The sequence below is a fragment of the Aliivibrio sp. 1S175 genome (assembly GCF_001690985.1).
In the GTDB taxonomy this organism is placed as follows: domain Bacteria; phylum Pseudomonadota; class Gammaproteobacteria; order Enterobacterales; family Vibrionaceae; genus Aliivibrio.
Genome location: NZ_MAJS01000005.1, coordinates 209112 through 228844, shown reverse-complemented (window position 1 = coordinate 228844; position 19733 = coordinate 209112). Strand labels below are relative to the sequence as shown.

The window sequence follows — 19733 nt, the reverse complement described above, 5'->3', positions numbered from 1 at the left end:
CAAAACCCACTACAGTGATAGTGGGTTTTGATTGCTCTACCGAAGTGAACGCTTACTTAATACACTATAGGTTATTTTGTTACGTCAGTATCAAACCATTTCTGAGATATTTCAGCCAAGGTACCGTCAGTACGCATTTCTGACAGAGCTTTATTTACTTCTTGTTGAAGTTTTTGACCTTTTTCATTTTTCACAAACGGCCAAGCGTTTTCAATGGTTTCAAAAGGTTCGCCAGCAAGTTGTAGGGGCAAGCCTGATTTTTTAATCAATTGTGCAGCAGATAAACGATCCATCACGAAAGCGTCTGAACGACCTAAAGCAACATCATGTTCAATACCCGTATCATAAGTTTTGATGTTAATTTGATTCGATTTGTCGTTATCTCGCAACAACTTCTCAAAATTAGAGCCTAAATTCACAGCTACTGTTTTACCAGCTAAGTCATCAATACCTTTAATGCTGTCATTACCTTTACGGACGGTAATTTGAGCGCCATCGACAACATAAGGGTCAGCAAAAAGATACTTTGCTTCACGTGCTTCTGTTTTTGTTATTTGATTTGAAATGGTATCAATACGACCCGTTTCTAATAAACCAAATAGGCCAGAAAAGCTCGCAGTAACATATTCTACTTTGTAGTCATTACGACGACCAATTTCATCCCATAAATCAACTTCAAAACCTTGCAGTTTGTCCAACTTAACAAAGGTAAATGGGAAATAACGACCTGACATCCCTACTTTTACTTCTGTGGCTGCTTGTGCAAATTGTGTAGCAGCTAAAGTTAACGCTAATCCAGTAAGGATATTTTTTGTCCATTTCATGATTGATACTCCCATTATTCATCTGTGGGTTTATCATACTTTTTTTGCGATTCACGTCTAAATACTCTCTAGTTATTTGTAATAACCAAATGCTCAATAACGTATTTTTTTTAATCATTGTTGATTAATATGGGTATAACTCGGGTAAAAAGTGTGTTGATCTAGGTAAAAAACCGTGATCGGTGTGAATAACTTCGATCTTATTCACCGGATCAACGATCTAACACTGGCACAATAGTTATCCACAGTATAAAATCGACAACCTTTTAAAATTAATTATGAGTGGGGTTGTCCGTGTCTTCATCGCTTTGGCTGCAGTGTTTACAGCGCCTTCAAGAAGAATTACCTTCCGCAGAATTCAGCATGTGGGTTAGACCACTGCAAGCTGAATTAAATGACAATACCCTTACGCTATTTGCGCCGAACCGCTTCGTATTGGATTGGGTGCGTGATAAATACCTAAATAGCATTAACTCGTTATTAAATGAGTTCTGCGGTAGCGATGTTCCTACATTACGTTTTGAAGTGGGAAGCAAGCCTATATCTGCACCACCTGCACCTAAAAGAACCGCTGCAGATGTTGCTGCTTCTACATCAGCGCCTGCACAACTTCAAGCTCGACAATCAGTGCATAAGCCATGGGAATCAAGAGGACCAGAGCCTGTTGATGATCTAAATCACCGCTCAAACGTGAACCCTAAGCATAAATTTACGAATTTTGTAGAAGGTAAATCAAACCAACTTGGTTTGGCTGCTGCTCGTCAGGTTTCTGATAATCCAGGAACGGCGTATAACCCACTTTTCTTATACGGTGGGACAGGCTTAGGTAAAACCCATTTATTGCAAGCCGTAGGTAATGCGATTCTTGAACGTAAACCAGATGCGAAAGTGGTATACATGCATTCTGAGCGTTTTGTACAAGATATGGTTAAAGCTCTACAAAATAATGCGATTGAAGAATTTAAACGTTATTACCGTAGTGTCGATGCATTATTAATCGATGATATTCAATTTTTTGCAAATAAAGAACGTTCTCAAGAAGAATTCTTTCATACCTTCAATGCGTTATTGGAAGGTAATCAACAAATCATTTTGACTTCGGATAAGTACCCAAGAGAAATTAACGGCGTAGAAGATCGTCTTAAGTCTCGTTTTGGTTGGGGTCTTACCGTTGCGATTGAGCCGCCAGAATTAGAAACTCGGGTTGCTATCTTAATGAAGAAAGCAGAAGATCATCAGATTCACCTAGCAGATGAAGTTGCCTTCTTTATAGCAAAACGTTTACGTTCTAATGTACGTGAATTAGAAGGTGCTCTTAACCGTGTTATTGCTAATGCAAACTTTACTGGTCGTGCAATTACGATTGATTTTGTGCGAGAAGCCCTACGAGATTTATTAGCGCTTCAAGAAAAGCTAGTGACGATTGATAATATTCAAAAAACCGTAGCGGAATACTACAAAATTAAGATGGCGGATTTATTATCTAAACGTCGTTCTCGCTCGGTTGCTCGTCCACGCCAACTTGCAATGGCGCTATCAAAAGAGTTAACTAACCATAGCTTACCCGAGATCGGTGATGCATTTGGTGGCCGAGACCATACAACGGTACTTCACGCTTGTCGAAAAATAGCTCAGCTTCGTGAAGAGAGTCATGATATAAAAGAAGACTATTCCAACTTGATTCGAACTTTGTCATCGTAAGTCATTATCTACTTTTAAATAAACGAGTATTATGAAATTTTCTATTGAACGCAGCTTGCTATTAAAGCCACTGCAACAAGTATCTGGTGCCCTTGGTGGCCGTCCATCATTGCCAATTTTAGGTAATATCTTACTTCAGGTAGAAAATGGTCAGTTGTCTATGACCGCAACCGATTTAGAAGTAGAATTGATCAGTAAAATCACATTAGAAGGGGATTTTGAAGCCGGTACAATTACGGTTCCTTCTCGTAAGTTCCTTGATATTTGTCGCGGGTTACCTGATAGCGCAAATATTACGATCGCATTAGAAGGCGATCGTGTTTTAGTGCGTTCGGGTCGTAGCCGATTCACATTGGCGACCTTACCTGCGAATGATTTCCCTAATATTGAAGGTTGGCAGAGTGAAGTTGAGATCACGCTATCTCAAGCTCAACTGCGTAAGCTAATAGAAAGTACACAGTTTTCGATGGCGAACCAAGATGTTCGTTATTACCTTAATGGTATGATGTTTGAAACTCAAGGTAATATTTTCCGTTCAGTAGCGACAGATGGCCATCGAATGGCAGTATGTAATATGCCCGTTGAGTCAGAACTACCTGAACAACAAGTGATCATGCCACGCAAAGGTATTCAAGAGCTAGTTCGTCTTCTTGACTCGCCAGAACAGAGTGTTACGTTACAGTTTGGTAATTCAAATGTGCGTGCTGAAGTAAATAATTTTGTATTTACGTCTAAGCTTGTAGATGGTCGTTTTCCTGATTATCGCCGTGTAATGCCGCAAAGTAGTAATAAAACACTAGAAGCCGATTGTGACGAATTGCGTCAAGCGTTTGCTCGTGCTGCTATTTTATCGAATGAAAAATTCCGAGGTGTTCGTGTTAATTTGGCAAACAACCAAATGCGTATTACAGCGAACAACCCAGAGCAAGAAGAAGCGGAAGAAATTTTAGATGTCGATTTCCAAGGTGAAGACATTGAAATTGGTTTTAACGTTAGCTATGTACTAGATGTACTTAATACGTTGAAATGTGAACGAGTACGAATTTCGATGACAACCGCAAATGCGAGTGCATTAGTGGAAGATTGTGCGAATGATGAAGCGCAATATGTTGTTATGCCAATTCGTCTGTAAAAGACAAAAATAGATGCCGTTATCACGTTTAATTATTAATGATTTTCGCAATATTGAAACGTGTGATATTCAATTATCTACCGGCTTTAATTTTGTTATCGGTCCTAATGGAAGTGGGAAAACCAGTGTCCTTGAAGCGATATACTTGCTCGGACACGGGCGTTCTTTTAAAAGCTCGTTAACAGGTCGAATTATTCGAAATAGCTGTGACGAGCTTTTTATTCATGGTCGATTTACTACGCCAGAACAGTTTGAATTGCCAATAGGCATAAATAAACAGAGAGATGGCACAACTGAAGTAAAAATAGGCGGAGAAAGTGGACAAAAACTGGCACAATTAGCCAAGGTTTTACCACTTCAACTTATTCACCCTGAGGGGTTTGAATTAGTTACCGATGGTCCTAAGTTTCGTCGTGCCTTTATTGATTGGGGAGTGTTTCACGTGGAACCTGCATTTTACGATGCATGGAGCCGGGTTAAACGGTTAACCAAACAACGAAATGCGTTATTAAAAACGGCACAAAGTTATCGAGAGTTGAGTTACTGGGATTTGGAACTTGCACAGCTAGCTGAGAAAATTGATCAGTGGCGAGTGGATTATATCAATCACATATCTGAAGCAACTCAACAAATATGTCAGGCATTCTTACCAGAATTCGACATAAAGCTGTCATACTACCGAGGTTGGGAGAGAGAGACTCCTTACGCGGAATTGCTTAAACGAAATTTTGAGCGAGATAAACAGCTGGGTTATACCGTCGGCGGCCCAAATAAAGCCGACTTACGAATTAAAGTTGCAGGCACTCCTGTTGAAGATGTGTTGTCCAGAGGTCAACTTAAGTTGATGGTATGCGCGTTACGATTAGCGCAAGGGCAGCATTTAACAGAAGCAACAGGAAAACAGTGCATCTATTTAATAGACGATTTTGCTTCTGAACTGGATAGTCACCGCCGTCAATTGTTAGCTCAATATTTGAAGCAGACAAAGGCTCAGGTGTTTATTAGTTCAATTACTGCTGAACAGATTGCAGATATGCATGATGAAGAAAGCAAGATGTTTGAGATAGAACATGGCAAAATAGCCCAAGGATAAAAACGCGAGAGTAACTCATGTCAGAAAATTATGATTCATCGAGTATTAAAGTACTAAAAGGTCTGGATGCAGTACGTAAGCGTCCGGGTATGTATATCGGCGACACCGACGACGGTACTGGTCTTCACCACATGGTGTTTGAGGTTGTCGATAACTCAATCGATGAAGCTCTTGCTGGTCACTGTAGCGACATCATAGTTACGATTCATGAAGATAACTCTGTTTCTGTAAGTGATGACGGTCGTGGTATACCAACTGAAATTCACGAAGAAGAAGGCGTATCTGCTGCAGAAGTTATCATGACGGTACTTCACGCTGGTGGTAAGTTTGATGATAACTCATACAAAGTATCGGGTGGCCTTCACGGTGTTGGTGTTTCAGTTGTAAACGCATTATCAGAGAAAGTTGAGCTGACGATTAATCGTAAAGGCGAAGTTTTCCAACAAATTTATTGTCATGGTGTTCCTCAAGCGCCATTAGCCGTTATTGGTACAACTGATACTACGGGTACTAAAATCCGTTTTTGGCCTAGTGATCAAACGTTCGCAAACATTGAATTTGTGTATGACATTCTAGCGAAACGCTTACGTGAGCTTTCTTTCTTAAACTCTGGCGTATCTATCCGTCTGCAAGACATGCGTGAAGAAGATAAATCTGATCACTTCATGTTTGAAGGCGGCATTAAAGCGTTTGTTACTCATTTGAACCGTAACAAAACACCAGTACATCAGAAAATATTTTATTTTGATGCCGAGCGTAAAGAAGACGGTATTGTTGTTGAAGTAGCGATGCAGTGGAATGACTCTTACCAAGAGAACATTTTCTGTTATACCAATAACATCCCACAACGCGATGGTGGTGCTCACTTATCTGGCTTCCGTTCTGCGTTAACGCGTACTTTGAACTCGTTCATGGACAAAGAAGGCTTTTCTAAGAAAGCAAAATCATCAGCGTCAGGTGATGATGCTCGTGAAGGCCTAACAGCCGTTGTTTCTGTTAAAGTGCCTGATCCTAAGTTTTCAAGCCAAACTAAAGACAAACTGGTTTCTTCAGAAGTGAAGTCTGCGGTTGAATCAGCAATGAATGAAAAATTAGCTGAATTCTTAGCGGAAAACCCAGGCGAAGCTAAAATGGTTTGTTCTAAAATCATTGATGCGGCTCGTGCTCGTGAAGCCGCTCGTAAGGCTCGTGAAATGACTCGTCGTAAAGGCGCGTTAGATATCGCAGGTCTTCCTGGTAAGCTTGCTGATTGTCAGGAAAAAGATCCTGCACAATCTGAACTATACATAGTGGAAGGGGACTCTGCTGGCGGTTCAGCCAAGCAGGGACGTAACCGTAAAAACCAAGCGATCCTTCCGCTTAAAGGTAAAATTCTAAACGTAGAAAAAGCACGTTTTGATAAAATGATCTCTTCTCAAGAGGTTGGTACGCTAATTACTGCATTAGGTTGTGGTATTGGTCGTGACGAATACAATCCGGATAAACTGCGTTACCACAACATTATCATCATGACCGATGCCGATGTCGATGGTTCTCACATCCGTACTCTACTTTTGACTTTCTTCTACCGTCAAATGCCTGAGCTGATTGAACGTGGCTACATCTATATTGCTCAACCACCACTTTACAAAGTGAAAAAAGGTAAACAAGAGCAATATCTTAAAGATGAAGAAGCGAAGGGTGAATACCAAATTACACAAGCGTTAGACAATGCGGCGTTATTTGTTAATCCAGATGAATCGATCTTTGGTCAAGAGCTTGAGAATTTAATTCGTACATACAATGGTGTGGTTAAATTAATTGAGCGCATGAGTCGTCGTTACCCATCAGCGCTATTGAATCGTTTGATTTATACGCCTCGTCTAACTCAAGATGAGTGTGCTAATGAAGCGACAGTTCAAGCATGGACTGAAGCATTAGTGACTGAACTTAACGAGCATGAAGTCGGTGCAAGCCAATACAACGCAGCTCTAGACTTTAACGAAGAGTTAAATATTCATCAGCCTAAGCTTGTTGTTCGTACTCACGGTGTTCAACACGAACACATATTAAGTGCCGATCTGCTTAACTCGAAAGAGTACGGTCGTATCGCTGATTTATCAGAAATGCTTAATGGTCTGATTGAAGAAGGCGCTTACGCACAACGTGGTGAGCGTAAGCAACCAGTAGAAACATTGGATGAAGCGATTGCATGGTTAATTAAAGACTCTAGTCGTGGCGTTTACTTACAACGTTACAAAGGTCTAGGTGAGATGAACCCTGAGCAGCTTTGGGAAACAACGATGGATCCTGATTCTCGCCGTATGATGCAAGTAACGATTAATGACGCAGTAAGTGCGGATGAGTTGTTTACTACGCTAATGGGTGATCATGTTGAGCCGCGTCGTAACTTCATTGAAGAAAACGCACTACGCGTTGCTAACTTAGACGTCTAAGCTGAGTAAATATTTGCTGTAATCACTAATTTCTGCGTCGAAGGTGCTCGCTTATATTCATAAGCTCCGCGCCTTCTCCTTGAACTAAGCGATTACAGCGGCAATTTATCTCAACTTAGAATTTAGAGTTATTAGAAAGCACTGCTGTTGGCGGTGCTTTTTTTTGTCTGAAATTTGGGGTTTATTTTTATTTATTGTTCAGAGGGTTAGCGGTATTTTTGGTTTAAATCGAAAAATAAATAGCCAGCATCTCTTGAAAGTAAAATCACTGAGCCACATATCTAGTTATGAAGGGGATGCCGAAAGGGTCTTCTGAAAAATGACTTGTCCAAAATGGAAAGTCTTATAATTTGATAGAGTCAACTAAGGACCCATGTTAGGGGTAGTTGTGCTCACTATTGCTTAAAGTAAAGGATAGTATTATGCGTAATGTAGATTTCACTCCACTGTACCGTTCAGCAATTGGTTTTGATCGTCTTTTCAATCTAATGGAAAATAACACGGCAAAAACAAATGGCGGTTACCCTCCGTACAATATCGAGCAAAAATCAGAACATAACTACCGTATAACCATGGCGGTGGCGGGTTTTGCTGAAGAACAAATCGATTTGACTCAACACGAAAATATGCTGATTGTGCGTGGTGAACGTCCTGATGCTGATGAAACAAAAACCTACTTATACCAAGGTATTGCAGAGCGTAACTTTGAGCGTAAATTCCAATTAGCGGATTACGTGAAAGTGGTGGGCGCAATCATGGAAAATGGTTTACTGCATGTTGATTTAGAACGTGAAATTCCAGAAGCGATGCAACCACGTAAGATTGCCATTAACGGCAGTAATTTACTGGAAAGCTAATCGTAGCTTGGTAAAAGTTTGAAATGAAGGCGCTGTGATAGCGCCTTTTTTGTGTCTGTATTTTATTACAGCGGGTATTAGAAATAGTGATGACTTATTGCTTTGGAATCACCAATGCTGTTTGTCATTGATGCTCATTCAACACTTGATATTGCCATTTGTTGGTGATGGAAAAGCAATGAGTCATAAGCACACAACTCACCGCTTTTTATTTACTCTGAATACGCCTTCAGCACTTCTTCTGCAATAATATCGATGCCTTTTTGCATCATGACTTCATCTTGTACATAGTTCATACGTAAACATTGATGAGCATGATCCCAGCTGTCATCTTGGCCAATAAAGAAATATTCCCCAGGGACAATTAAGACACCGCGAGCTTTCAAGCGTTTGTACAGTTCCATGGTTGTGATTGGCAGTTCATCAAACCATAGCCACAAGAAAATCGCGCCTTCAGGTTTATGAATACGGAAACGAGGATCGGTAATCGCCGTTTGTAGCATCTTAACGGCAGCTTGAGATTTATGACGGTAGAAGGGTTGAATTACGTCTTCACTTAAACGCAATAAATCACCCGACTCAATCATGTGCAGACCAATAGCAGGTCCCATACTTCCCGGCGCTAAATTGATAATGCCGTTTAAATTGGTCATCGCTTCCGTCATTTTCTCATTGGCAATCACAATGCCACAGCGTAAGCCCGGCAAACCAAGCTTTGAAAGGCTCATGCAAAGAATGGTGTTTTCATTCCAAAATGGCGTAACTTCTTCAAAGATAATATTCGGAAAAGGGGTACCATAAGCATTATCGAGAATTAAGGGAATATTATTTTCACGCGCTAGCTTATCCAGCTTAATCACTTCATCATCAGTAATTACATTGCCTGTCGGATTTGTAGGGCGTGAAATACAGATAGCGCCAACAGAATCATCAACGTTAAGCTGACTAAAATCGACATGGTATTTAAACAAACCGTTGTCGAGCAATTCAATCTCTGGACGATAAGAAATGAAGCTATTAACTTCTAATTCAGAATCCGCATAACCAATGTATTCAGGCGCAAGAGGCAATAAAATTTTCTTTTTAGATCCATCAGCATAAGTACCCGCTAATAAATTGAATAAGCTAAAAAATGCACTTTGAGAACCATTGGTTAGGCTGATGTTTTTAGAGCTGATATCCCAACCGTAGGTTTCTTTAAGTAGGCTAGCTAGCGCTTTCACAAAGCTGTCTTTACCTTGTGGACCATCGTAATTGGCCATTGCTGCTACCAATTCACCTGAATCGAGCATTTTTTGTGAGGCGTCTTTAAAGTAGTCGAGCATGGCGGGAATGCCTGCTGGGTTACCGCCACCGAGCATGATTGCGCCTGGGGTGCGTAGGCCATCATTTAGGTCATCCATTAGTTGGGTGATCCCGCTGTAACGAGTAAATTTTTCGCCAAATTGAGTAAACTTCATTACGACTACCGTGATAATTAGAGAGTGGATGTACTGATTGTTTTAACAACATACCTCAACACCAAACAGAGATAAAGAGCCAAGATAAGCCCTTATTTCACTCCTTAGGCCGTAAACTCAACGTGATTTTTCATAAAGTGCTTATTTTTGCTACTCCCAAAGGGGTCAGCGAGGTATACTTCTTGGTTATATTTATCAACCATCGCGCGAATTAAATTATGCAAAAATACGATATCAAAACCTTCCAGGGAATGATCCTCGCGCTGCAGGATTATTGGGCACAACAAGGTTGTACGATTGTACAGCCATTAGATATGGAAGTGGGTGCAGGTACATCTCATCCAATGACATGTCTGCGTGCACTTGGCCCAGAGCCAATGGCAACCGCTTATGTTCAACCATCTCGTCGTCCTACGGATGGCCGTTATGGTGAAAACCCTAACCGTCTGCAGCACTACTATCAATTTCAGGTAGCGTTAAAGCCTTCTCCAGATAATATTCAAGAGCTGTACTTAGGTTCTTTAGAAGTGCTTGGTATCGATCCGCTTGTTCATGATATTCGTTTCGTAGAAGACAACTGGGAAAACCCAACATTGGGCGCTTGGGGTCTAGGCTGGGAAATCTGGCTAAACGGCATGGAAGTAACGCAATTTACTTACTTCCAACAAGTGGGTGGTCTTGAGTGTAAACCTGTTACTGGTGAAATCACTTACGGTATCGAACGTCTTGCTATGTACATTCAAGAAGTAGATTCGGTTTACGATCTTGTGTGGAACCATGGCCCTCAAGGCGTAGTTACTTACGGTGATATTTTCCACCAAAATGAAGTAGAGCAATCGACTTACAACTTTGAACACGCAGACGTTGATTTCCTATTTGGATTCTTCGATCAGTGTGAAAAAGAATGTAAAGAATTGCTTGAGCTTGAAAAGCCATTACCGCTTCCAGCGTACGAGCGCATTCTAAAAGCAGGCCATGCATTCAACCTGTTAGATGCTCGTAAAGCGATCTCTGTAACAGAGCGTCAGCGTTATATTCTTCGTATTCGCAACCTAACTAAATCGGTTGCAGAAGCATACTACGCATCACGTGAAGCGCTAGGCTTCCCAATGTGTCGCTCTACTAAACCAACAGCGACAGAGGAGAAGTAATCATGGCGAAGAATTTTTTAATCGAACTTGGTACGGAAGAGCTTCCACCGAAAGCGCTTCGTTCATTAGCGGAAGCGTTTGCTGCAAATTTTGAAGCTGGCCTTAAAGCTGAAAGTTTAGATCACGAAGGCATCAAATGGTACGCAACACCTCGTCGTTTAGCGCTTAAAGTGTCTAAATTGGCTGAAGGTCAAGCTGATAAGGTTGTTGAAAAACGCGGCCCTGCTATTGCTGCTGCGTTTGATGCTGACGGTAATCCAACCAAAGCAGCTCAAGGTTGGGCTCGCGGTAATGGTATTACGGTTGAACAAGCTGAGCGTCTAAAAACAGACAAAGGCGAATGGCTACTTCATAAAGAAGCCGTGAAAGGCAAACCAGTACAAGAGCTTGTTGTTGAATTAGCAGCAAAAGCATTAGCTGGCTTACCAATTCCTAAAGCAATGCGTTGGGGTAACTCAGACATTCAATTTATTCGTCCGGTGAAAACACTGACAATCCTATTGGGTGAAGAATTGATTGAAGGCACTATCTTAGGTGTTGCTTCTGCTCGTACTCTTCGTGGACACCGTTTCATGGGTGAAAGCGAGTTTACGATTGATTCTGCTGACCAATACCCTGCGATCTTAGAAGAACGCGGCAAAGTAATGGCTGATTACGATGCGCGTAAAGCGATCATCCTTGCTGGTGCTAAAAAAGCAGCAGAAGCGGTGGGTGGTATTGCGGATCTAGAAGATGATTTGGTTGAAGAAGTAACGTCTTTGGTTGAATGGCCAGTGGTATTAACCGCTAAGTTTGAACAAGAGTTTTTGAATGTTCCTTCTGAAGCGTTGGTTTACACAATGAAGGGCGATCAAAAGTACTTCCCTGTGTACGACCAAGAGAAGAACCTACTTCCTAACTTCATCTTTGTTACTAACATCGAATCGAAAGAACCTCGTCATATTATCGAAGGTAATGAGAAAGTGGTTCGCCCACGTCTTGCTGATGCTGAATTCTTCTTCAATACAGACCGTAAGCGTCCGCTTATCGACCGTCTACCTGAATTAGAGCAAGCTATCTTCCAAAAGCAATTGGGTACGATCAAAGATAAAACAGACCGTATTACTGAGCTAGCTGGCTACATCGCTGAGCAAATCGGTGCGGATGTTGAGAAATCTCAGCGTGCTGGTCTTTTAGCTAAGTGTGACTTAATGACATCAATGGTATTTGAATTTACAGATACTCAAGGTGTTATGGGTATGCACTATGCAACTCACGATGGTGAAGATGCACAAGTCGCATTAGCACTTTACGAGCAATACATGCCTCGTTTCGCGGGTGATGATCTACCAAGTACGGATGTGTCTGCATCAGTAGCAATGGCTGATAAGTTAGATACGCTTGTGGGTATCTTCGGTATTGGTCAAGCTCCTAAAGGTTCTGATCCATTTGCACTTCGTCGTGCCGCGTTGGGTATCCTACGTATCATCGTTGAAAAAGGGTACAACTTAGATTTAGTTGACCTTGTTGCTAAAGCACAATCTTTGTTTGGCGATAAATTAACGAATGCAAACGTAGACACTGATGTGATTGATTTCATGTTAGGCCGTTTCCGTGCATGGTACCAAGATGAAGGTTTCAGCGTAGACATCATTCAAGCGGTACTTGCTCGTCGTCCGACTAAGCCTGCTGATTTTGATCAACGTGTTAAAGCGGTATCTCACTTCCGTGAATTAGATGCGGCTGAGTCTCTAGCGGCAGCGAATAAGCGTGTAGGTAATATCCTTGCGAAATTCGATGGCGAACTGGCTCAAGAAATCGATCTTGCTCTTCTTCAAGAAGACGCAGAGAAAGTATTGGCTGAGAAAGTAGAGATCCTAGCGGAAGCACTAGAGCCAGTATTTATGGCTGGTAATTATCAAGAAGCATTAAGCCGCCTAGCTGAGCTACGTGAGCCTGTCGATGCGTTCTTTGATGGTGTAATGGTAATGGCTGACGATGAAGCACTTAAGCTTAACCGTTTAACGTTACTGAATAAGCTACGTAACTTATTCTTAGATATTGCTGATATTTCTCTTCTTCAAAAATAGAAATTCATATATCTGATGAAATACCTCGCTATGGCGGGGTATTTTTTTGTCTAAATATCGTGTTTTCGAAAGTTAGAGGTTAATTATATTGATAACGGTGACTACAATTAGCACCTTCTCTTTTATTTAGGCTGCTTATTTCGATGAAACTATCTGTTTGTGCAACATTCATCTCCCTTTCTCTTATGGTTGGATGTCAAAGTAATTCATTACCATCTACGGATAATGCCCATACCCCAACAACCATTGAGACGACTTCATCGAGCCAAGATATTTATAAAGAGACAGTATGTCCTTCATTAGGAATACAGCCAGTAACTGTGACGGTTTCTGAACTATGGCCTGAAGGCGAAGTGGTTACTGATGCTTACACCGGCAATATTGCTCAGGTAAAAAATGGGCAAATAACCTTAACCCCAAGTCGCCATAGTGGTGGTTTACTCTTATTAGAATCAAGATCCGTGTCGGAATCAAAAGTAGAGAAGGTTGATTTCGATTGGCAGAGCGCTACGTTTTATCATATCGTCACTGATCGTTTTTATAATGGTAATAGTTGGAATGATCACAGTTATGGCCGCCAAAGTTCAGAACAAGGTTTTAAAGGGGGTGATATTGCAGGGCTAACCCTAAAGTTAGATTATTTAGCTGAATTGGGCGTCGATGTTCTTTGGCTTTCAACACCATTGGAACAAATTCATGGCTGGCTTCCGAGTAAAGATGGTAATACGCCAGAATACCCATATGCAGGCGGGGCAACGTTAGATTGGACTCAACTTGATACCAACATGGGTAGCAAGCAGGAAATGCAAACTTTTATTGATTCAGCACACCAACTGGGTATGCGAGTCGTGTGGAGTATTGATACTAAACCTTCTCAACCAAGCCTTTCTGATTTACAGCAATTGAACATTCAACCTCAAGATAAGAGTGTTTTACCAAGTTATTGGAATGACTGGCAGCCCAAAGAGGGTCAGAATTTAACGAATTATCTTGATGCCTTTAAAGATGAAAATGGTCAGATCCCACAATGGTGGTCATCTGATTGGTTTGGTTCAAACAGTGAAGGGTATATATCCACACCAGAGTTTTTCATAAATAAACCGATGACGAGTGTCGCTCAAGTTAGCAAAACTAAAGAAGACTTATTAACTCAATGGGTGAGTACATGGGTCGCTAAATTTGGCGTTGATGGTGTCGTGCTATCTGATTCAAGCTCTCAACTAGCAAGTAAAATTAAGAGTGGAGGAACGAGTGCGTTTGAATTATGGAAAAAACATAATCAATATAAAGTCTTAGAAGCATCTTCTTTTTTTGTTATGGCGCTAGATAGTCCTCAATTTTCAGTGGAAATGATAGCTCCTCAACAGGGGGAGGAAGTGTGTTTTAGTCAGTTGGCTCATTCTTCTTCTATAGCGAAAGAGGTTCCAACGATGAGTGCTATTAACTGGTTTGAAGAAAGAGGGTTAAGGGATTTTTCTGCGAGTAATGACGCTCAATATAAAGATGCCGCGTCGGCCTTGTTACTATCTAAGGGTGGTATCGTTGTTTGGTATGGTGATGAAAGTGCAAAATCGGGTGATGCGTATAGTTTTATGAATTGGAGTGAGATAACAGGAAGCCGTTTATCTTTGCAATCTCATTGGAAGAAATTATTAGCCTTCAGAACCAATCATTCGTCCATCTCACAAGGTGAGTATCAAGTGGTAAAAAAAGAGCCTTATTATGCCTTCATACGTAAGAATGAATCAGATAAAGTGATGATCGTTTATACGGGGGAGTAAGACGTTAAAGCTGAACCTTTAGTGTAATCAAAGTTTAATATTATCAGAATAAGAGTGTGATACTAGACACATAGGTTTTGATGTAGAGGTGATAATCTATAGTTAGAATTTAGTTGTATTGGTCGATGTTTCTTAAAGGAAGGAGCGTATCATGACTCGTTTTTTAGCTATATCACCCCAAAGTCAATGCTACTTATTTACGGTAGCATTAGCGCTTAATTTACTCGGAATGGTATTAACTGATATGTGGGTAGCGATGGTGGTTGGAGCCATAGTAACCACAGCCTTGTCTGTCGATGCTTGGGTTCGAGTTCACTATATCTTACCGATGAAAAAAGAAATGCGTAATTTGCAGCATGAAATTGAAGCTATCCAAAAGCAAGTGCGAGATATCAGTACACAAACTCAATAGTGACTCATTTATAATGAACATTAATATAAAGGCGACCACATTGGTCGCCTTTATTTATTTTGAAAGCCCTTTGCGGATTAAGAACCGATAAGGAAGAGAATTTGTATCTTCAGCTATAAGCTCATGGTCCATAAAGCGGCAAAAGCTTGGGATATCACGAGTTGTTGACGGGTCATCGGCTTTAATTAACAAGGTATCGCCATCTTGCATCTGTCGGATTGTTTTTCTAACCATCATGACAGGCTCTGGGCAGCGTAATCCTTCCGCTTCTAGTGTTTGTGTGGCTGTATCAAAATTGATGGTCATGGTTACATCTCTGTTACGTTGAAAGACGACAAGGATCATACTGTGGTAAAAAAAATAATCAATACACGTTGGCAAAGAACTTAAAAGGGAGTAACTTTATTGTTAACAACAGATTAACATAAGTTCTTAACTTGTTGTTTTAGATGTTCAAAAAACAGAAGGATCAACATTATGCTTACTCAAATAGATCGCCTAACTATTTATTGTATTCTTTGTTTTGTTACGATTTGTTCGTTAGTTCTAAGTACGCCAGAAAATATTAACCTCTTTCCTTTAATTAGCCTTGCTTCTGTGATGCTCGCACTTACGATCGAATTAAAAACATGGTCAGAAACGGAAGCAGAAGAACAAGATTATTAACCTAGAATTCATAAAATAAGATATTACACACTTTCCAGCTTTCCCGTCTCTTTATCATTCTTAACCCCAAATTAAGAAGTGAATAAATTGCGGGATTTTTTTTATTAAAAAAACCGTTACACTAATAAAAACCGGTCAGGTTATTTCAAACATAGGTTTAGATAATGGAATTAGAAGAAGTTTATCGCCGTGATTTAAATTTACTTATCGCATTAAAAGTATTGTTAGAAGAAAACAGTGTAAGCCAAGCGGCGATCCGATTGAATTTGAGCCAATCGGCAATGAGTCGTGTGTTGGGTCGACTGCGTGATTTACTTGGTGACCCATTATTTACTCGTCAGGGACAGCATTTAGTTCCCACACAAAAAGCATTGGAAATTAATGCTCAAATTAATCAACCGTTAGAGTCGCTTCGCCAACTGCTAACTCCAAGTGACTTTACACCGATGCATTGCGATCAGCATTTTTTGATTGCGACCACTGACTATGCAATGCAAACCATTTTACCTTATGCGCTCCCTAAGATTTATGAGCAAGCACCGAATATTTCATTGGAATTTACTTCTCTAAATCATGAGAATTTGTTTAAACAACTCAGTACTGAAAAGGTGGATATGGCGATCTGCCGTCCGATAGGATCTGTGTCTCCATTAAAACAGGACGTGTTAGGTCAAGTTGGAGTGCTGTGCTTACTTTCAAAAAATCATCCGCTTTCAGGATCTCGCTTAACCTTAGATGATTACTTATCGTTGCCTCACGCAATGATTGCAATTAGTGATGGTGTAAAAGCGTTATTAGATAGTGCATTGTTAGGTCAAAGAGAAAGAAGACAGGTCTTGAGGGCGTATCATTTAGAAGCGGCATTAGCGATCGTTGATAAAATGCCTTTGGTGATCACCGTCCCTGCCGATCTTGCTTATTTAATGGCTGATCGTTATGACTTAGTGATTAAACCTTTACCGTTTGAATTTACCCCGTTTGATTATTCTTTAATTTGGCATTCTCGTTGTGATTCTTCACCAGCTCAAACCTGGCTTCGACGCGTAGTAAAAGAAGAGTGCGGTAAGTTAATTGAAAAGCGTATCGAAGACATTGGGTTTGTTTAATTTATTGTTGTTTAGATAAGAAAAAAGGCAGCGATTAGGCTGCCTTGGTTTACTGATGTTTTCACATTAATACTAAGCTAGGTAGGGCTTAGTATTAAATTATTTTAGTGGGTAATACTAAATTTTAATTACCACACGACCCGTAATTTGGCCATTAGTAATATCTTCCGCTGCTTGAATCGCATCGTCTAATGCTACTTCTTTTGTTGCTTGAGCGTAGAACGACTCAGGTAGAAGTTCAGCCAATTGTTCCCATGCTTTGATGCGTTTTTCACGAGGACACATCACTGAATCTACACCTTGTAGGCGAACATTACGTAGAATGAATGGCATTACCGTTGTTGGTAAATCAAAGCCACCCGCAAGACCACATATTGCTACTGCGCCGTTGTAATCAATTTGCGCTAAGACTTTAGCCAGTACCTTGCTACCAACGGTATCAATTGCGCCTGCCCATAGTTGTTTTTCTAATGGTTTTGCTGGTTCTTCTAGTTCACTACGCTCAACAATGCGTGATGCACCTAGTGATTTAAGCAGTTCACCATTTGAAGAAGCTCGGCCTGTTACCGCTGCAACTTTATAACCAAGTTGATTAAGAAGAGTGATAGATACGCTACCTACACCACCGCTTGCGCCAGTGACTAGGATCTCGCCATCTTCTGGTTTGATCCCTGCATCAACAATCGCTTGAACACATAACATAGCGGTGAAGCCAGCAGTACCAATCGACATTACTTTTTTAGCATCTAAGCCTTTTGGCATAGGCACTAACCAGTCACCATTTAGGCTCGCTTTTTCAGCCATGCCGCCCCAATGACCTTCACCAACACCCCAACCAGTAAGAACAACTTCATCACCGGCTTTATAACGAGGATCATCTGATTGAGATACAACACCGGCTAAATCAATACCAGGTACCATAGGGAAGTTACGAACAATGCGCCCTTTACCAGTAATCGCTAAGCCATCTTTGTAGTTTAAAGAAGAATAACTTACATCAATTTTCACATTGCCTTCAGGAAGTTGAGATTCATCGATCTCAGTAATTGCAGCAATAGTGTTTCTTTCTTCTTGATTTAAAACGAGTGCTTTAAACATAATAAACTCCAATAATATTAAATAGAGAATCAAACTGCGTATTTGATTGATGAGTTAAGTATAGGCTTGTAGTTTTCAGAAAAAAAATGATACTTAAACATGGAAACTATGCATTTTGTGCATAGTTCATTGTATGAAATAAAATCGAAAAGAGTAAATAAGATCTTTACTTTTTTTTGGATCGTGTTATTTTGCTCACTTGCTCTGATGTACAGAGTTATTAATACAAGCAATAAGTACAAGTCAAACCCTCAGAAAAATATCTTCGAAAAAGCTATTATCTCCGTGTTTCATTTCACTTTTCCAATCATTAATAATTGAACATTTCAGCAGATCGTTAGCAACGAATAAGCCTAACTGGATCTATTTATAATGTAATATGACCGTGTGCTATCGAAGTTGTGAAATGCGTTGGCTTTATACCTAATATCGTTATTAGGCTACCTGCTTAATTTTAAATTAAGTAGATGGAAAAGGTAAAGAACGTACAACTTCTCTATGTATAAATTACATAAGATAAATATCTCTTCTCAGGCTAAACAAGCGCATCGTATTGATGCATGTTTATACTAAAGTTAAGAAGGATATCTCATGTCTAAATCAACAGGCAGAAAGCGTTTTTGGTTCCACCAAGCGCGTGATACAAAAATAATCTCAAAAAAATAAGATGATAAAAGCGATACCAAATTAGGTATCAACTCGAAAAAAGTCGCCCAAGAAGGCGACTTTTTTAGTTTCTAGCGTTTGAATAATGACTTATTCAGATTGTATGTTTTTTAAGGTCGTTCAAATACCGTAGCGATACCCTGGCCTAAACCTATACACATTGTAGCTACACCAAGTTTAGCGCCTGTACGCTCCATGTTATTGATTAATGTGGTGGAAATACGAGATCCTGAACAGCCAAGTGGGTGACCTAAGGCAATTGCTCCACCATTCAAGTTAACCTTCTCCTCCATGACATCAAGTAAACCTAAATCTTTAATACAAGGTAAAGATTGAGCAGCAAACGCTTCATTCAATTCAAACAAATCAATCTCATCAATCGATAAACCTGCTCGCTTTAGTGCTTTATGGGTGGCAGGAACTGGCCCGTAACCCATGATGGAAGGATCGCATCCAGATACTGCCATTGATCGAACTTTAGCCCGAATGGTTAAGCCTAATTCGTTGGCTTTTTCTTCACTCATTATTAGCATTGCTGATGCGCCATCTGATAATGCAGATGAGGTGCCCGCAGTTACGGTGCCATTCGCAGGATCGAACGCAGGACGAAGCGCGGCTAACCCTTCTAGTGTGGTTTCAGGGCGAATGACTTCATCGTGTTTTACCAAGGTGAGTGCACCATTTTCATCGTGACCTTCAATCGGTAAAATTTCAGAGTCGAAGTGACCTTCAATCGTTGCTCTATGTGCTTTTTGGTGTGAAGCAAGCGCAAAAGCATCTTGTTGTTCACGAGTAATGCCGTGCATTTTTCCTAGCATTTCAGCGGTTAATCCCATCATGCCAGAGGCTTTGGCTACACTCTTTGATAATCCTGAGTGAAAGTCGACACCATGATTCATTGGAACATGTCCCATGTGCTCAACACCGCCAATAATACAAATGTCTGCATCACCCACCATGATGGCGCGAGAGGCATCATGCAGTGCTTGCATAGATGAGCCACATAAACGGTTAACTGTGGTTGCTGCGATAGATTTTGGTAATCCCGCGAGTAAAGAGGCATTACGTGCAATATTGAAGCCTTGCTCCAACGTTTGTTGAACACAGCCCCAATAAATATCCTCAATTTGAGTTGGATCGACTTTTGGGTTTCGTTCGAGTAAGCCCTTCATTAAATGTGCAGATAAATCTTCCGCACGAGTATGACGAAATACGCCATTTTTAGAACGTCCCATCGGCGTACGAATACAATCAACAATAACGACATTTTTCATGATAAATT

The 19733-nt window shown here is 40.6% G+C and carries 16 protein-coding genes; 11 read left to right on the top strand and 5 right to left on the bottom strand.

The genetic code is table 11. The annotated features are described in order from the left end of the window. Nucleotides 1-71: 71 nt before the first annotated feature. A complete protein-coding gene (locus tag A6E06_RS01745) occupies nt 72-824 on the bottom strand; it encodes an amino acid ABC transporter substrate-binding protein (protein WP_065594546.1) in 753 nt (250 codons plus the stop codon). A 294-nt stretch (nt 825-1118) separates the two neighbouring features. On the opposite strand from A6E06_RS01745, the gene dnaA reads away from it, so the two are divergent. From dnaA to ibpA, 5 genes are all read left to right on the top strand, one after another. Then, entirely contained in the window at nt 1119-2525 is a 1407-nt protein-coding gene (gene dnaA, locus A6E06_RS01740) for a chromosomal replication initiator protein DnaA (RefSeq protein ID WP_065594545.1), read from the top strand. A gap of 31 nt (nt 2526-2556) precedes the next feature. Next, the gene (dnaN, locus tag A6E06_RS01735) at nt 2557-3657 is read left to right on the top strand and encodes a DNA polymerase III subunit beta (protein ID WP_065594544.1); all 1101 of its coding nucleotides are present in this window, start codon (nt 2557-2559) and stop codon (nt 3655-3657) included. 13 nt (nt 3658-3670) lie between these two features. Then, entirely contained in the window at nt 3671-4750 is a 1080-nt protein-coding gene (gene recF / locus A6E06_RS01730) for a DNA replication/repair protein RecF (RefSeq protein ID WP_065594543.1), read from the top strand. A gap of 17 nt (nt 4751-4767) precedes the next feature. Beyond that, nucleotides 4768-7185: a DNA topoisomerase (ATP-hydrolyzing) subunit B gene (gyrB, locus tag A6E06_RS01725; protein ID WP_065594542.1), complete on the top strand. Its 2418-nt coding sequence runs from the start codon at nt 4768-4770 to the stop codon at nt 7183-7185. Nucleotides 7186-7607: 422 nt separating this feature from the next. Continuing rightward, on the top strand, nt 7608-8042 hold the full coding sequence (ibpA, locus tag A6E06_RS01720) for a small heat shock chaperone IbpA (protein ID WP_065594541.1): 435 nt from the start codon (nt 7608-7610) through the stop codon (nt 8040-8042). A gap of 212 nt (nt 8043-8254) precedes the next feature. On the opposite strand, the gene A6E06_RS01715 is transcribed toward ibpA, so the two are convergent. Then, the gene (locus A6E06_RS01715) at nt 8255-9502 is read right to left on the bottom strand and encodes a valine--pyruvate transaminase (protein WP_065594540.1); all 1248 of its coding nucleotides are present in this window, start codon (nt 9500-9502) and stop codon (nt 8255-8257) included. Between the two features lie 218 nt (nt 9503-9720). Between A6E06_RS01715 and glyQ the strand changes: the two genes are divergently transcribed. The 4 genes from glyQ (at nt 9721) to A6E06_RS01695 (ending at nt 14915) form a co-directional block, all read left to right on the top strand. Beyond that, on the top strand, nt 9721-10653 hold the full coding sequence (glyQ, locus tag A6E06_RS01710) for a glycine--tRNA ligase subunit alpha (RefSeq protein WP_023604442.1): 933 nt from the start codon (nt 9721-9723) through the stop codon (nt 10651-10653). A 2-nt stretch (nt 10654-10655) separates the two neighbouring features. After that, nucleotides 10656-12722: a glycine--tRNA ligase subunit beta gene (gene glyS, locus A6E06_RS01705; RefSeq protein ID WP_065594539.1), complete on the top strand. Its 2067-nt coding sequence runs from the start codon at nt 10656-10658 to the stop codon at nt 12720-12722. A gap of 143 nt (nt 12723-12865) precedes the next feature. Further along, nucleotides 12866-14503 carry an alpha-amylase gene (locus A6E06_RS01700; RefSeq protein WP_065594538.1) on the top strand — a complete coding sequence of 546 codons (1638 nt, stop codon included), beginning with the start codon at nt 12866-12868 and terminating at the stop codon, nt 14501-14503. Between the two features lie 151 nt (nt 14504-14654). Then, complete coding sequence (locus tag A6E06_RS01695) at nt 14655-14915, top strand: hypothetical protein (protein WP_065594537.1); 261 nt, start codon at nt 14655-14657, stop codon at nt 14913-14915. Nucleotides 14916-14969: 54 nt separating this feature from the next. On the opposite strand, the gene tusA is transcribed toward A6E06_RS01695, so the two are convergent. Then, a complete protein-coding gene (tusA, locus tag A6E06_RS01690; RefSeq protein WP_065594536.1) occupies nt 14970-15221 on the bottom strand; it encodes a sulfurtransferase TusA in 252 nt (83 codons plus the stop codon). Nucleotides 15222-15392: 171 nt separating this feature from the next. Here tusA and A6E06_RS01685 point away from each other — a divergent pair, with 171 nt between their 5' ends. Together A6E06_RS01685 and A6E06_RS01680 are read left to right on the top strand one after the other, a co-directional pair. Next, nucleotides 15393-15581 carry a hypothetical protein gene (locus A6E06_RS01685; protein WP_065594535.1) on the top strand — a complete coding sequence of 63 codons (189 nt, stop codon included), beginning with the start codon at nt 15393-15395 and terminating at the stop codon, nt 15579-15581. Between the two features lie 164 nt (nt 15582-15745). Next, a complete protein-coding gene (locus A6E06_RS01680) occupies nt 15746-16687 on the top strand; it encodes a LysR family transcriptional regulator (protein ID WP_065594534.1) in 942 nt (313 codons plus the stop codon). 117 nt (nt 16688-16804) lie between these two features. Here A6E06_RS01680 and A6E06_RS01675 read toward each other — a convergent pair whose 3' ends face one another. Both A6E06_RS01675 and fadA read right to left on the bottom strand, forming a co-directional pair. Further along, nucleotides 16805-17785 (bottom strand): MDR family oxidoreductase, encoded by a 981-nt coding sequence (locus A6E06_RS01675; protein ID WP_065594533.1) that lies wholly within the window; start codon nt 17783-17785, stop codon nt 16805-16807. 776 nt (nt 17786-18561) lie between these two features. Continuing rightward, nucleotides 18562-19725: an acetyl-CoA C-acyltransferase FadA gene (fadA, locus tag A6E06_RS01670; RefSeq protein ID WP_065594532.1), complete on the bottom strand. Its 1164-nt coding sequence runs from the start codon at nt 19723-19725 to the stop codon at nt 18562-18564. Nucleotides 19726-19733: the final 8 nt, after the last annotated feature.

Excerpts from the sequence above, each read along its gene's own strand:
- A6E06_RS01745 (WP_065594546.1), bottom strand. The coding sequence starts at position 824 with ATGAAATGGACAAAAAATATCCTTACTGGATTAGCGTTAACTTTAGCT.
- dnaN (WP_065594544.1), top strand. The coding sequence starts at position 2,557 with ATGAAATTTTCTATTGAACGCAGCTTGCTATTAAAGCCACTGCAACAA.
- recF (WP_065594543.1), top strand. The coding sequence starts at position 3,671 with ATGCCGTTATCACGTTTAATTATTAATGATTTTCGCAATATTGAAACG.
- gyrB (WP_065594542.1), top strand. The coding sequence starts at position 4,768 with ATGTCAGAAAATTATGATTCATCGAGTATTAAAGTACTAAAAGGTCTG.
- ibpA (WP_065594541.1), top strand. The coding sequence starts at position 7,608 with ATGCGTAATGTAGATTTCACTCCACTGTACCGTTCAGCAATTGGTTTT.
- A6E06_RS01715 (WP_065594540.1), bottom strand. The coding sequence starts at position 9,502 with ATGAAGTTTACTCAATTTGGCGAAAAATTTACTCGTTACAGCGGGATC.
- glyQ (WP_023604442.1), top strand. The coding sequence starts at position 9,721 with ATGCAAAAATACGATATCAAAACCTTCCAGGGAATGATCCTCGCGCTG.
- glyS (WP_065594539.1), top strand. The coding sequence starts at position 10,656 with ATGGCGAAGAATTTTTTAATCGAACTTGGTACGGAAGAGCTTCCACCG.
- A6E06_RS01700 (WP_065594538.1), top strand. The coding sequence starts at position 12,866 with ATGAAACTATCTGTTTGTGCAACATTCATCTCCCTTTCTCTTATGGTT.
- A6E06_RS01695 (WP_065594537.1), top strand. The coding sequence starts at position 14,655 with ATGACTCGTTTTTTAGCTATATCACCCCAAAGTCAATGCTACTTATTT.
- tusA (WP_065594536.1), bottom strand. The coding sequence starts at position 15,221 with ATGACCATCAATTTTGATACAGCCACACAAACACTAGAAGCGGAAGGA.
- A6E06_RS01685 (WP_065594535.1), top strand. The coding sequence starts at position 15,393 with ATGCTTACTCAAATAGATCGCCTAACTATTTATTGTATTCTTTGTTTT.
- A6E06_RS01680 (WP_065594534.1), top strand. The coding sequence starts at position 15,746 with ATGGAATTAGAAGAAGTTTATCGCCGTGATTTAAATTTACTTATCGCA.
- A6E06_RS01675 (WP_065594533.1), bottom strand. The coding sequence starts at position 17,785 with ATGTTTAAAGCACTCGTTTTAAATCAAGAAGAAAGAAACACTATTGCT.
- fadA (WP_065594532.1), bottom strand. The coding sequence starts at position 19,725 with ATGAAAAATGTCGTTATTGTTGATTGTATTCGTACGCCGATGGGACGT.